Below are 14,628 nucleotides of genomic sequence, written 5' to 3'. Positions count from 1 at the left end.
GTTTATCACGCTACATCTCTGAGATCTACTGGCACCACACGTGAAACGCCTTGCTCTACCATCGTGACACCATAAATAATATCCGTGCTTGCAATCGTTCGTTTGTTGTGTGAAACGATGATAAACTGTGAGTTCTTCGAGAAATCTTTAATGATATTATTGAACTTGTCGATGTTGGTGTCGTCCAATGGCGCATCCACTTCGTCGAATATACAGAATGGAGCTGGTTTCAGCAGGTATAACGAGAATAACAATGCTGTTGCGGTCAGGGTTTTCTCTCCTCCGGACAGCTGGTTGATTGACAACGGCCGCTTGCCTTTCGGACGCGCAATAATGTCGATATCTGATTCCAACGGATTGGCCGGATCGGTTAATACCATGTCGCATGAATCTTCTTGATTAAACAGGGAACGAAACACATGCATAAAGTTTTCACGGACGGTATTGAACGCGTCCATAAATTTGTCGTTGGCCGTTTGATCTATTTCGTTGATGGTCGCCAGCAACGACGCTTTCGCATCAAGCAGGTCATTTTTCTCTTTGGCAATAAAGTCGTGCCGTTCCTGTATTTCGTCGTACGCTTCTTTTGCCATCGGATTAATGGAGCCATAGGCATCCAATTGCTTCTTGAATTTGTCGCAAGCTGTTGCCAATTCCTCTTCACTGGCAGAAATTTCTGGCATGTCTCCCTCGAGCAAGGACTGGATATCAATGTTAAATTCGACCGATAAACGCTCTTTTAAACTATTAAGGTCAATCTGTAAAGCGGTTTTTTTATCTTTCAATTCGGATAATAAAAAGTCATCTTGATCTTTGCTACGACGTAATTGGGTTATTTCTTCTTCTAGTTCGTTAATCACCCGGCGTGTAGTATAGAAGTCTTCTTCGATCTCTTGAAGACCTTTTTCCAGTTCTTCTTTTTGCGTATACATCGCCACCAGATCGTCGTCGTTATGATCCGCAATGTGAGAAGTATCTTTCATATCTACTTTCACCTGTTCATACTCCAACGAATTTTTCGCTATCCGGGCTTCGAAGGCTTCTTGTTGGCTTTCCCGATATTCCAAATCCTTTTGTAAGCTGGAAACTTTATTTTGCTGCTGGTGGAAACGGATGTTTTCTTGATTGAACGAGGCCGACTTTTCGTTCAGGGTCTCGGCAATTTCAGCATAGGCGTTTTGCAATTCTGTTAATTGCTTTTGGCCCGATTCTGCCTCTACTTTCAGTATCTGTAACTCCGGCTCCGCTTTTTGCAGCTCGTACTGAATTACCGTAATCTTGCTTTCAATATCCTGTTTACGGTTCTGGCTGTTGGCAATGAACGTTTGATATTGTTCCTGTTTGGTTTTTACGGAAATCAGCTCGTTGTTCAAACGATTTAATACCATACGTAGCTCATCGATAATATCTTTTTGCGAGGCAATGCGTAATTCGGCTAATTTGTCTACGTTATCCGCCTCGTCTTGCTGTAATTTTTCGATTTTTTGGTTGAGTTCCTTGATTTCTTTAGTAAGGCTTTCCAGATTTTTGGCTCGACCAATACGTTTCCCTTCAAATAGGCCAACAGAACCTCCATTTAGGCCTAAGCGGTTTTTAGAAAATTTTCCCTCGGGATGCAAGATGACCAAATCGCCATTTGGTAAGGCTTCTTCTAAGCTATCTGAAGCTTCGGGTTTTAACAAAAATACATGTTGCAATAGTTGCTCGCAGAGTAAGCTGTATTTTTTATCTACTTTGACGACGTCTAAAGCTGGTACTGTATTTTCGGGTGTCTGCGGCTTAGTTTTGACGGCCGCAATAGCATCTAACACAAAAAAGTTTGCTTTTCCGCGGGATGCGTCGCTCAGTAACTGAATGGCCTGTACGGCTTCTTTTTGGTCTTGTACCACATAATGGTTCATGACCGACTCTAAGTAGTTTTCGATAGCCACCCGATATTCTTCTTTACAAAAGAGAATATCCGAAAAGAGCGGGTATGACTTCTTCCAACCCGCGTTTTTGCGTAAAAATTTAATGGATTCCGGAAAACCCTCGAGGTTATCCACTAGCGACTTGGTAAGGTTATATTCGTTTTGTTTTGCGTCTACCAAACGGGATTCTCGATTTAGCTGCGCACGTGTTTCATTCAATTGTTCTTCAACGGATTGGATATGTTGTTGCAATGCGTTTTCAGCCTGCATAGCCGTATCGTATTGGCTTTGTTGCTGTTCCACTCGTTCTTCCAGATCTTCCACTGCTTTGTTGAACTCGTTGAGCTCTTCCACCTTAGCCGAAGCATCCGTCATCGTACGTACCGATTCCTGTTGTAGCGCTTCCTTTTGGATGTTTAGAACAGCAATGTCTTTCTCTAATTTGTAAATGCTGTTTTGAAGCTCGCTGTTCTGTTGGGTAAACGTGTCTAGCTTCGCTTTTGCCGATGATTGTTGTCCTCGAAGTTCTTCCACTTCAGTTTGGTTACGTTCAATATCTAATCGAAAAACATCTAGTTTCCCTTGCTCTTCAAAAAGCTCTTCATTCAGTCTCTTAAGTGTATATTGAACGTGTTCTAGCTGCTTTCTGTCGTTGTTGAGTTCTGCTGTAATTCGGGTCTCTTTTTCCTGCAAGTGAACGATACGTTCATTTTTTATCTTTTTATCCGATTCGTAGGAACGAATCTTGTTGATATACTCGTTTGTGCTCTTTTGTTGCATCGCGAGGTTTTTTTCTTTGGCGAGAATATCTTGGCGCAAGCTGCGGAGCTGATTTTCATGGCTTTCAATCTTAGCCGATGTTTGCTTGATACGTTCTTGTTGGGACTGTTCTTGTTCGGCGATGCGTTCTAAATCCGAGCTGAACCCCTCCAAACGGTAGTACGCTAATCCAACACTGGCTTCACGGTATTCCTCTTTAAGCTGAAAATATTTGTCTGCTTTTTTAGCCTGTGTTTCGAGCTGTTTTAAATTCTTGTTGATCTCATACAGAAGATCATCTACACGATCCAAATCGGCTTCCGTGTCTTTAAGTTTGGACAAGGTCTGTTTCTTACGTACCTTATATTTGGAAATACCGGATGCTTCCTCAAACAGATTCCGGCGAGAGTTGTCTTTGTTGTTGATGATCTCGTCAATCATCTTCAGTTCAATAATGGAGTAGGTGTCTGCACCTAAACCGGTGTCTAAAAAAAGATCGGTAATATCCTTTAAACGGCATTTTACATCGTTCAGACGGTATTCGCTGTCGCCATTACGATACAGTTTGCGGGTAATGGTAACGGTCGAAAATTCGGTCGGTAGCAGTTTGTTATCGTTCTCAAAGGTTAAGGATACTTCAGCCAAGTTTGCTGGTTTCCGGTTTGCCGTTCCGTTAAAGATGATGTTTTCCATCTTTTCCGAACGTAACATTCGGGTACTCTGTTCACCTAATACCCATCGAATGGCATCCACAACGTTCGATTTGCCACATCCGTTGGGCCCAACAATGGCGGTTACACCTTCGTTAAAGTTAATGGTAATCTTATCCCCGAAGCTCTTAAATCCTTTAATCTCTAATTTTACTAACTGCATATGCTATGCCTTATTTCTCAAAAAAATAAACAGGCGAAAATACAGTTTTTTATTTAGAATAGGAAAGCGTTTCCCTTTGGGGAATTCCTGCTGCGTTTCATGTCCTTTATAATATTTTATCGAAGCCACTTTCCCTATACCATTTCAAAGTGCGGTAATAGGCGTGCGCTGTTTTTTCATTGTCTGGGTGCGGAATGTAGCAGGTTAAGCCTGAATTTTTGTCAATCGGATAGCCGTTAAAAGAAGGTGTGTTGGCACTAAATAGCACAGTTTCTTGCAGTACGGTTTTTAAATTTTGAAAGGATGTGGCATGGTTGTAATTCTGTTTCATGAAGTCAAAGAAATCGAATGCAATCAGTGGATTGCCCAATCGGTCAAAATCCATACGTTGTACTTGGTCACGGTTGTAATCTGCGTGGGCGGGTTGCTGTGAAAGAAGGACTTGTCTGGTTTCCTGTGCGAGATGTTTTAACCTAGAAGCATCAATAACAGAGATGGTGGCTGATCGACGCAAGCCGGAAAGATTGTCATAATGGGTATGGTACTTTTTTGCCAAAAGACGATAGGTATTGATGTCTGTAGCGAAGAGATCGTTGGTGATTTTGTCATAGGGCATGCCGTTTGCAATGACTTCGCCTGGTGATGCAATGAAATATTTCGCTTTTTCTTTGATTTCGTATAATACTTCCACACTGGCCATGGAACAGGCATCAAATAGAATGAAATCAAAGGTATAGGGCAATGCGGAGTGGAGGTCTGTGATGTCCATTTGACTGCCACCATCGTCTCCGAAGGATTTTAGCTTAATATTGCCATGGCTACTAGGTATCCAACCTGTTGCGTGCGACCATAGCACCAATCCATATGTTTTTGCCGGAAATATTTTTTTTACGTCTTCTAAAACAAGACGCATGGTGGTGGGATCGCTGGAATCATGCGGTTCGTAATCTTTAATTTTTGTTTTTTCGGCATTTTTGCCATCTTTCTTCTGGATGTGATAGAGTGATGGTGTATTGTTAGGGAGTTTCGCGTAAACAATCAGATTGCCATCGACATTGCCTAAGGACTTCTCCATTTGCTCTATATTTTTATGCGCTTCGAGTTCTAGGTTGTTATTGGCGGCTAAGTAAACCACGACCGTTCGGAACTTGTCTTCTTCGTTGAGTTCGATGTCCGGATCTTTACATGCCTGAAAAATATATAACAAGAAAAAAACGAAGTAAAACAGGGCGGTTCTCATGGCGTGTATTTATTAGTTTTATCAAATTTAGCGAATTTTTATGGGGTTCAGCTGGGTCGTTCTTTTTGAAGTTTGGCTTTGACGCGTTGTGCCAAAAAAAATAGTATCCCGCAGACTGTCATGTATCCTATGATTTCTATTATTTCTGTATTCATGTCAAAAACGATAACCTATGGAAAAGCCGGTGCGGATACTTGCCCAAGGACTGCGTAATATTTTTATGTCTGCCCCATTGTCGTTCACTTCATAATCGAGTATAATACCCAGCGGGAGGTCTCCCATATCGGCTTTTAGTTCTTCCATGCTTTCGCGCAATGCCGATTGCTCCTCAGTATTCAAATTCATTTTTCCGGATACCGCTCCTTTACTTGTGCCGTATCCCGGTCCTAATATGCGCCAGTCCAAATAAATGTTTCGTGCTAGTTTAAAATGCGTGCCGAATGATATTCCCGCCGTAAACGCTTGTATACTTCCGTTTAAAGGTATGGTTTCTGTTCGGCTGTAATATCCTGTTCCCTGATCTTCTACATCTACCTCAAAATCGTATGGAAGTGAGGCTCCATAGCTGGCATACTTCACATAGGGTGCGATATAGAAGCCGCGAAAAGGTCCGCGCCTCGAAGCATAGAAGCGAATTTCGGGTGTAATGGAGAAATTCGAGCTTTTGAAGTTGTCGATGAGGTCGTTTAATTCCTCATCATCTATAGTATTTTTTACTGTGGAACTAAAGGGAAGTCCTTTTTTAGGACGTAAACTTAGTGCGGTGCCTACGGTGATGCGGTCTGTCAATAAATGTTCATATTCAAAAGAAAATTTACCCCCCAGTAGCGTTAACGTGTTGAACTTGACAATATTTTTTCTTCCGTTTTGCTTGGGTGATAGGGTTTGTGCATTTGGTAGGAAAGGTGTAAGTATAGATACAAATAGTAGGGTGATCAATAACTTATTCATAATTCTCTTTTTGTTTAAAAGAAGGGTGGTATGTCTCCATACCACCTTCCTTACTTGTTATTAATGAGTGAACTACTCCGTGTTTGAATAAAACTAGTTTTGGGGATTCACAACCACCTTAACTTCCTGCTCGATGTCAGAAAGGTTGTTGTTTAGACCGTCGTTGTACCTGTTGGCAACTTTGATCTTGAACACCAATGTGATCGGTTGCGTGATCGTGTTTGCTCCGTTGTTCGTCCAACGAGCTGCAGCTGATCCACCAACGTTCACAATCGATACGGAAGTGGTTGCCGGCAATGATCCAGAGATGTCAACAGAAGGATTGCTGTTGTAGTATGCCCTATCCAATGTCACGGCAGAGGTCGACAACGTAGGATTCACTGCGCTTCCTCCGAATACGGTGATACCATAACGTTGCAGTCTGGTATTATCATACGCGTTGTTGGTGTTCAATACGCCTTGATAATTGAATAAAGTAACACCTTGGTAGTCTTCTACGCGGATGAAGTTTCTAAGGGCTAGATCCTGGTTGTTATTACCACCTTGTTTGTCGGTTACTGTGGCTGTACCATTGTTTTTCAAGACAAGTGTTTTCACTGGATTCTTGAACCGAACAGGGATCGATTCGGTTTTAAACGGAACCGGATTGCCGTTCAGATAGTAGTTGACACGTACCGTGAAGGTGTTTTTGCTAAATGTCCAGCCAGTAATGTAGTTGAACGCATCACGAGCTGCATTGGCATGATGTTGCGGCGCTGCGGGATTCATTACGTGTAGCTGTTCGCCACCTAATGTATTAACGATAGCGCTGGAAGACAGGTTGCCTGGTCCAAATGTCGCGATCGCTTGATGATCGGCTGATGGGATCGAGAAGTTGTATGTCACTCCAGGGCCAGCAATGGTATTGTTCAAGGTGATATATTCATTCATGTCGCCACCCATGTACCAGCTGCTGCCATTAGGCGTACCGTAAACACGTGCTGCATTATTTTCCCAATAGGCAGGGATCGGTGCGTAAGCGATATTGCCATTGATGCTTACTTTTACCAAAATCTCTACGTTAACCACGGGATCTGCCGAATTGGAAGCCGTTGGAACATATCGACCTGTCAATTTGTATGTTCCCGGATTTACTAGTGTTTGGTTAATTTCTACTTTTCTCGCGGTAGCTTGCGTCGCGTTGTCCATATCATGGAAAGTAAACCATGTTGTTGGAACAGTACCAATCGGTGCGGAACCTGATGGATCAGCGATTGTTCTTGCTGCCGCATCAAATACCCAGTTGTATGAGTTGTGGAAATCGTTCGCAGATTTGCCTGTTGTGTTATAGGCTGCGTCCAATGTTGTCGGCACAATCCATTGTACATCTTTCGTTGCTGATGCTGTGCTGGTTAAGATATGGTTGATGTTTCCTTTTACGTCAACTGGCTGTATTATGCCTTGTGTGAAGCCAACTTTTATATAGCGTGTCGCAATAGATGTCGTTGAAGTCGTAGTAGCGTATAAGTCAACTTTTACGATCGCGTGATTGCCGAGCGCGGCTGTATTGTATTGTCCGGGAGTAGATTCTTTAACAGAAATGGCACCTGTAGCGGCATCCACTTTCAGCCAATTAGCTTCTGTGGAGCTCGGATTTGCCAACGCAAAACGTAAATCATAGCCATCTAGTCCATTGTCGTCCATAGAGACGATTTGGTTGCCCACCTGAGCACGTCCGAAGAAACCTCGTAGCTCTTTTTCCAGTCCGATAGCACCTTCGTAGGAATTGCCGCTGCCCAGGTCGTTTTCTGCATTATTGCGGATGTGCAATGTGAAATGCGCGTTAGTTTTAGATGCGGCAGCGGTGCTGCTCAAAGCCAAGTTTGGCGCGCCTGTCCCCCCTTCAACGAATGCAGTGCCAGTAAATGCACTCATGCTGTAGCCATTCACCAACGCGTAAGGGGCAGTTTCTGCTGCTTTAATTGCTTTTTCGATCGTTACTTCGTCTGTCTCGATAATTTCTTCCTTTGCCAGGTTGAAAGGAGAGGCTACATACTGCTGGTTGCTTGCAGCTTTCGTATTTTTAACTTGCAAAGCGATGTGTAAATGCTCATTGCTCGACGGATTTGGGAATACGTTATTTCCGGTGTTATTCACGGGTCTGTATTTCACAGTAATGTCACCGAAAGTTTTGATTTCGTTCACTTTCGTAAAACTTGCGCTTGGCGTTGCTCCCGACGAGCGGAAGGTTACTTCTTCGGTTTTTTTGGTTAACAAACCGCTGGCTTCGAAATTCGCAGTAGCTACCCCGAAAGGATTCAAATTGTAAGTAATTGTGGCGTAACCTTGCATATAGGTTGTTCTGCTAGTTGCATTATTCACGATACGGGGGAATAAGACCACCGGTGTGTTGGAATTGTGAAGGGATGGAACCAATGTCAGGCTGTTAACCGCTACCGCTTCTGTCGCTAAAAAGACGCTGCTGGAAGAGTTGCCCGCCGCATCTGTGAACACGACATTATAACCGCCATCTGTCGCAATCATGGCGATATCTCCAAAATACGCTTGAACTCCCGTATTTTGGCCATCGATATGCCAGTACTGTTTGCCGCTCACCGTTTCTATCGTTACTATCGAGCCATCTTGGCCATCTTGTCCGTCTTGTCCTGGTGTCCCCGGTTGGCCCGGTGCCCCATCTTGGCCTGGTGCCCCGGGTTGGCCCGGTGTACCAGGTGTTCCTTGGTCTCCTTTTTCACCTTTTGCTTTGATGCCGGTGTCGACGTAGTCAGTTCCGTTTTGTGCTATTTCCCAATTGCCAGTTGTTTCGTTGATGCGGATCAATGGTGAAGTCCCGTTGTCTCCTGCATCCCCTTTATCCCCTTTGTCTCCTTTATCTCCATTGACAACGTCATAAGAAAAAGTTGTGCCATCGGGACGCTTAAAGGTAATCTTAAAGCCTCCTGTTATCGAAGTGACCGATTCTACTACGTTGCTAGCAGCAAGCGTTGCAAGTTGTGTTTTTAGGCTAGCGATGTCAGAACTATTCTGCTCGATGCCCTGTTCAAGTCGTGTGATGTCATCATCATACTTCTTACAGCCTTCAAACATGACCGCACTACTGAGTGCAACCGCTAAGGCTACTTTGGATAGTTGTTTGATTTTCATATCTGTTTTTATTAATTAATTTGAGATCGGTTAATTCCTACTTCATCTCGAAACTTGTTTGTTAATTTGATTGTAAATATACAATATAATATTGTAATACAAATATTTTTTAAATTTAATTTTTTACGGGTACGTTTTTAATTCAATCTGGAAGACATATGTCGACTCATCGATGTCTGTTACCTTAATTTCATAATAATCTGTCTTACTTTTCTTTTCTATAATGAGGTGTTCTTTTACATAATCTTCATCTTTTATTGGTATTTTATTTATTGATAATAAGTTCATTACTTCTTTTTTTGTGATTTTATTTATACTTTTTTCATCTTTTGTGTTTCTAACTGGATCCATAGCTAATAGGTTATCAATAGTTGGTATTTGAAGGATTATTTTCTTTTCTTTTACGAGTAATACATTATTTTTTTGATTGTGTTTGCGTGCAAAGATAATTGAATTGTTATTATAAAAGCAATAATAAATTGTAAATTTGCAATTAATTATTGTCTTTGTGCCAATATTTATGTTTTGGCTTGAAATTTGTAAATTGTGCATGATGTTTTATATCTTTATACAAATAGAATTTTGAATATGTCAGATTGGGCAAGATTAGATCGGGTTGTACAATATTTTGGATTAAATGTCAATTCCTTTGCAAGGGAAATCGGTCTCAATAGAGCCGAAAGATTATACCAGATAAAAAAGGGAAACTATTCGATCAGTAAAAATCTGGCAAGTATCATCGTCGATCGCTTTCCAGAGATCACCGAAACTTGGTTGCTAACGGGCGAAGGGCAAATGCTTGCCTCGGGTGCCAGCCTAGCTAAGATCCCTTTGTACAGCATTGATCTGGATGCCTTTGGAGCTGATCTGACGACACTTCCAGTTACGGATGAGCTGGAGATTCCCATTTTAGCGGGCAGCGACTTTGCCTTCGTTAATCCTGGGGACGCCATGATTCCGGAAATCGCCAACGGAAGTGTGGTGTTTGTCAAAAAGGTAGACAAGGAAGCTGTCGTTTTCGGTGATATATATCTTATTCTTTCTTCTCGCATGAATGTTGTTAGATATGTTCGCGGAATGGATGATAAAAGCTGGCGGCTGGTAGCGAAGAATGCCCAGAATTTTGATGATATCATCATGAGCAAAGCCGATGTTAAGGCGGTATACAAGGTAAAAGGTATTCTCTCCATGATTTCTATTTGAGGAGATTCGCTTTTTACATTGTGGTAAAGTGATTTCGTTTTCATGTCTTTTAAAGTATTGGTTCGTTATCCATTTCATCGCATAGCATTTTTTAGCTTGTCCCCGGCTAATACGCGCTATCTCTTCATTTGATATAAGCAAAGTTATCTCCATTGCACTATGTGCATCAAGCGTGGAATCGCGGCATTTCCCCCCCCGTGAAATCCCCCTCCTGTTGAGAGGGGGATTACGGTATTTGGAAAAAGTCAATAAAATTTCTGAAGTAAGAAAATGTCCTTTTAAAATGATGGGGAGCGTATTTTATCTTGTAATTTAACAACCTCAGTTATCATTATTTTTGGTGGTTCTTGTAAAACCATAAAATAATCTTGTATCTTGGAGCTATAGTTTAACTAACATTATTTTTTTTATATTATAAAGTATCATAATTATGGACCAACAAAAGCTTCCAACGAGGACATTTATTCCTACACACGTGGGCGACGCAAGACAAAATTGGTATAAGACGAAGAAAAAACCGATGCTTGAAAAGCTAGATGCCAGGATCAAGGCTCCGGAGAGTTTTATCATACGCGATATAAAGGCGTTCATTGTGGACATTGAAAAACTCATCGAAAAAAGCGGCAACTTGGCAGTATACTTCGGTGCCGCAACTAAGGGGGAGCCCGATGTCGTGTTGCTCTTCGCCGGCGTTAAACAATGGTCGAACCTACCCGAGACGTATTATATACTGAATACGAAGGGAGCATTTGAAACCATTACGCTTGAAAAAGCGCATGCCCTGCGTAACAATTACCAGAATGATACGGCGACACTACTGCATGAATCCACCGATGATGGTTATACAGAAACGGAGTATGTCTTTTTTGACAAAGAAACCATTACGGAAATATTGGGCGAATTTAAGTATCAGGCAGAGAAAGACAGGATTAACAGCTTAAAAGTTCAGTTGATTTCCTATGCCGATAAGGCGACGGAAGGCAGGTTTTTGCGCAGGGGGCAAGTGCCGAAATATTTACAACGGCTTTCGGTGATGTTTACTTACGTAAAGGATGGGAAAGATACCTCCTTTGAGGAAATTGACCCGGATAGATATAGATCAACACGAGAAGCACAAGAAGGAATACTGGATAGTGGTTTGAATAGTGGGCGGCCTGTTCCTCCTCCTCCTCCTCGAAATATAGACCCAGTTAAGTAAAATACGTTGTCCGATGAACCTCGTGTATTATATTTATCTCGGAGTATTAACGATGGCTGCATTGACGGCCATCGTTAGCCTAAAGCGAAGACATTCTTCGCCTGTTCAAGTTGTCGCCCTTGTGGTACTGTACACCGGTTTGGTAGAGTGGAGCGTTTTTTACAAAACTGAGTTCTCATCAGAGACGACAAGCGTACATATCTATAACTTTTTTCATCTTGTACAATATCTAGCATTTGCTTACTATTTTCGACAACTCGTTAAATCTCGTGTTTTTCGGAAAATCATGCAGATTTTTCTATACTTGTATCCGGTATGCTGGTATTTTCTGATGTTCTTTGTTTTCCAGATGGACGAATGGAATAGCTATGTGTTTATATCGGGAGGTGTGTGTACAATTCTCTGGGCAGTCATCTACTGCTATCAATTATTAGCGGCAGACGAACCTATGATGCTGCGGTTTAATGGTACTTTTTGGATTGCTATTGGTTTGATTTTCTTTTATGTCTGTAGTGTACCCTATATGGGGATGTACCGTTTTTTAACCGAATATCATGCTAACTTGGCGACGCTACTGTGGATCCCTTTACAAATTTCTAATATTGTGATGTATTCCCTGTTTACCTATGCCTTTATATGCCAGTTGACCATTACCAAGAGATCTTAGCCGTCATCATTACGGTGGTTGTACTGTTCATGGCCTTGCTGTGCGTAATGGTATTGATTATGTTCAACCATCAGCGGCGCAAATTCCGATACAGGGAAGAGAAGAAGGCGATGTCTGAAGCGTACCAGAAGCAATTGTTGGAGTCGCGGCTGGAAATGCAAGAGGAAACCTTTGATTCCATCAGCCGGGAGATACACGATAACGTAGGGCAATTGCTGAGTTTAGCGAAAGTACAACTTAATATTGCCGGGCAAACCACTGCTGTCGACAAGGATTTGCTTGAGGATATCAAGTCGAATGTAGGGCAGGCCATGACCGATCTGCGTGACATCGCGAAAAGCTTGAGTAGTGAACGGTTGCAATGGATACCGTTGACGCAGGCCGTTAGTCAGGAACTGCAGCGCATCGGCCGCAATGGTTTGATGCAGTGTTATTTGCGTACAGAAGGCGTGGAGCGTACGTTGCCTGAGCAGAGCAAGGCGATTGCTTTTCGAATCGTACAGGAAAGTCTACAAAATATTTTGAAACACGCGCAGGCGACCGAAATAGAAGTTTTGTTTGACTTTGCAGACAGTGGGTTAAGCATCTGTATTCGCGACAATGGTCTCGGTTTTGATATCGAAAAAACTGGAACAGGGGGCCTCGGTCTGCAAAATATTAAAACCCGAGCGGCGCTCATGGGTGGTCACGTTGACATCAACAGCGCTTCTGGGGAAGGTACAACTATTATATTATACATTCCTTATGACTAATACTAAACATATCGCCATCGTGGATGATCATGCTCTTTTCCGAAAGGGATTGGCCGGACTCATCAATTGCTTTCTGGGTTACCAAGTCATCTTGGAAGCTTCCAATGGAAGGGATTTGATCCATCGCTTGCAAGCGGAGCAATTGCCCGACATTGTCCTGCTCGATATCAGTATGCCCGAAATGGACGGCTATGCGACGGCTGAGTGGTTACGGATCAACCGTCCGACGGTCAAAACCCTTGCACTCAGCACCATGGATGCCGAATCGGCTATCATCAAAATGATCCGGCATGGAGCCAAAGGCTATGTGCTTAAAGACGCAGAACCCAGTGAACTCAAACGGGCATTTGAAGAAGTGCTGACGATAGGCTATTTCTTCAACGAACTGATTACCCGCAAGGTGCTGCTATCCATTCAGACCTTGACCGAGGAAGGCGACATTCGTACCTTTATCAAGCTCACCGACCGCGAAACGGAATTTCTCAAGCAGATCTGTTCCGAAAAGAGCTATGCGGAAATAGCAGACGAGATGTGTGTCAGTGTTCGTACGGTAGAAGGTTACCGTAATGCCGTGTGTGAAAAACTGCAGCTCAAAACTCGAACTGGCTTGGCGATGTATGCTATCAAAAATGGATTTGTAAAATTAGATTAGCTAAGGGATCGTACAGACCACCCCGCCCGTTAAACGGGCACCTCTCCAATGGAGAGGAATGGCGGAAGCTAACGCGATCAATAGTGACGAGCGGCCAAGCGGAGTAAATCGGCCTTGTATTATTCGGCGGTCGTCTTTGCGCCGGCTATTCCGTAAAAAACAGAATTTTGTTTGAGTGAAACGAGTTCAATTCTGTTTAGGAATAGACAAGAAAAGATAGCCGAACCATACTCAGCCTTGATTTTTTGCTTCGTTTTTTATCAAGAAAAAATGAAGAAGAAAACCTTCTTTATGGAACATTAACGTAAAACATGTTTTACCCCTTCAACCGTCATTTTTACCGGATTGATATAGCCTTGTTCGTCGAACGTCATACGGTCAATACAGGTTTCCCGTTCGTTGGCTCCAGTTTTATTTAAAGGTCTGCGATGGTAAACAATATAATAGGTGTCTTCGTTCGGGATTTTGATAACCGAATGATGCCCTGCGCCTTTAGCAATATCCTCGTCTTGTTCCAAAATAGTTCCAATACGTTCAAACGGACCAAAAGGGCTGTCTGATATAGCATAAGCGACTTTATAATCTGGTCCGGTCCAACCGCCTTCTGACCACATAAAATAGTATTTGTTGTTTCGGATAAACATGAAGGGGCCTTCTACATAATTTTCAGGTGTTACTTCTTTATAAATGTTGCCGTCCTCAAAAGGCACTAAGCTTTTGAAGTCATTGCTTAATTTCACTACATTACAATGACGCCAACCTCCATAAAACATATAATATTGTCCGTCTTTATCTTTAAAAACAAATTGGTCAATAGGTTGTGCGCCATGGACAATCTCGTTGATCAACGGTTTCCCCAACAAATCTTTATATGGACCTTCTGGCCTGTCGGCAACGGATACACCTATACCGCCGATTTCTCCTTCGTGGACGTCATTTGCGCTAAAGAAAAAATAATATTTCCCGTCTTTCTCTATAATACTCGGTGCCCACATGGCCTTGTTGGCCCATTTTACTTCTGAGGTGTCAATAATGCGCGGGTGTTTTTCCCAGTTGACTAAATCTTTAGAGGAAAAAGCATCGAAAAACACTTGTTCTTCGTAAGGGGCGGAGTAGGTCGGAAAAATCCAATACGTATTATCATATATAATGCCTTCGGGATCCGCATACCATCCTGGGAAAACGGGGTTCTGTTGTGCGGATACACCTGAAGCTCCCAATAAAAGATAAAAACAGATAAAAAACGTTACTTTGTTCATATGAATAGGATTATTTGTTT

At 42.5% G+C, this 14,628-nt stretch carries 11 protein-coding genes; 5 read left to right on the top strand and 6 right to left on the bottom strand.

The window, feature by feature from the left end; genetic code table 11:
* Window positions 1-5 precede the first annotated feature (5 nt).
* The 5 genes from smc to C5749_RS07175 all read right to left on the bottom strand — a co-directional run bounded on the left by smc (window position 6) and on the right by C5749_RS07175 (window position 9,429).
* Window positions 6-3,542, bottom strand: a complete 3,537-nt coding sequence (gene smc, locus C5749_RS07195) for a chromosome segregation protein SMC (protein ID WP_105724342.1) — start codon at window positions 3,540-3,542, stop codon at window positions 6-8.
* A 106-nt stretch (window positions 3,543-3,648) separates the two neighbouring features.
* Entirely contained in the window at window positions 3,649-4,782 is a 1,134-nt protein-coding gene (locus tag C5749_RS07190; protein ID WP_105724340.1) for a clostripain-related cysteine peptidase, read from the bottom strand.
* Between the two features lie 156 nt (window positions 4,783-4,938).
* Entirely contained in the window at window positions 4,939-5,733 is a 795-nt protein-coding gene (locus C5749_RS07185) for a DUF3575 domain-containing protein (RefSeq protein WP_105724338.1), read from the bottom strand.
* A 93-nt stretch (window positions 5,734-5,826) separates the two neighbouring features.
* Window positions 5,827-8,877: a collagen-like triple helix repeat-containing protein gene (locus C5749_RS07180; RefSeq protein WP_105724336.1), complete on the bottom strand. Its 3,051-nt coding sequence runs from the start codon at window positions 8,875-8,877 to the stop codon at window positions 5,827-5,829.
* Between the two features lie 123 nt (window positions 8,878-9,000).
* Entirely contained in the window at window positions 9,001-9,429 is a 429-nt protein-coding gene (locus tag C5749_RS07175; RefSeq protein WP_105724334.1) for a hypothetical protein, read from the bottom strand.
* Between the two features lie 36 nt (window positions 9,430-9,465).
* Between C5749_RS07175 and C5749_RS07170 the strand changes: the two genes are divergently transcribed.
* From C5749_RS07170 to C5749_RS07150, 5 genes are all read left to right on the top strand, one after another.
* The gene (locus tag C5749_RS07170; RefSeq protein ID WP_105724332.1) at window positions 9,466-10,080 is read left to right on the top strand and encodes a S24 family peptidase; all 615 of its coding nucleotides are present in this window, start codon (window positions 9,466-9,468) and stop codon (window positions 10,078-10,080) included.
* A 430-nt stretch (window positions 10,081-10,510) separates the two neighbouring features.
* The gene (locus C5749_RS07165; protein ID WP_105724330.1) at window positions 10,511-11,278 is read left to right on the top strand and encodes a hypothetical protein; all 768 of its coding nucleotides are present in this window, start codon (window positions 10,511-10,513) and stop codon (window positions 11,276-11,278) included.
* 13 nt (window positions 11,279-11,291) lie between these two features.
* On the top strand, window positions 11,292-11,945 hold the full coding sequence (locus C5749_RS07160) for a hypothetical protein (RefSeq protein WP_105724328.1): 654 nt from the start codon (window positions 11,292-11,294) through the stop codon (window positions 11,943-11,945).
* The gene (locus C5749_RS07155; protein ID WP_105724326.1) at window positions 11,915-12,697 is read left to right on the top strand and encodes a sensor histidine kinase; all 783 of its coding nucleotides are present in this window, start codon (window positions 11,915-11,917) and stop codon (window positions 12,695-12,697) included. Before C5749_RS07160 ends, C5749_RS07155 begins: the two co-directional genes overlap by 31 nt.
* Window positions 12,690-13,349, top strand: coding sequence for a response regulator transcription factor (locus tag C5749_RS07150; RefSeq protein WP_105724324.1), 660 nt, complete (start codon window positions 12,690-12,692; stop codon window positions 13,347-13,349). Before C5749_RS07155 ends, C5749_RS07150 begins: the two co-directional genes overlap by 8 nt.
* A gap of 299 nt (window positions 13,350-13,648) precedes the next feature.
* On the opposite strand, the gene C5749_RS07145 is transcribed toward C5749_RS07150, so the two are convergent.
* Window positions 13,649-14,608 carry a glycoside hydrolase family 43 protein gene (locus C5749_RS07145; protein ID WP_105724322.1) on the bottom strand — a complete coding sequence of 320 codons (960 nt, stop codon included), beginning with the start codon at window positions 14,606-14,608 and terminating at the stop codon, window positions 13,649-13,651.
* Window positions 14,609-14,628: the final 20 nt, after the last annotated feature.

Source organism: Sphingobacterium gobiense (assembly GCF_002980575.1).
GTDB classification, from domain to species: domain Bacteria; phylum Bacteroidota; class Bacteroidia; order Sphingobacteriales; family Sphingobacteriaceae; genus Sphingobacterium; species Sphingobacterium gobiense.
This window is presented reverse-complemented; position numbering and strand designations above follow the sequence as displayed.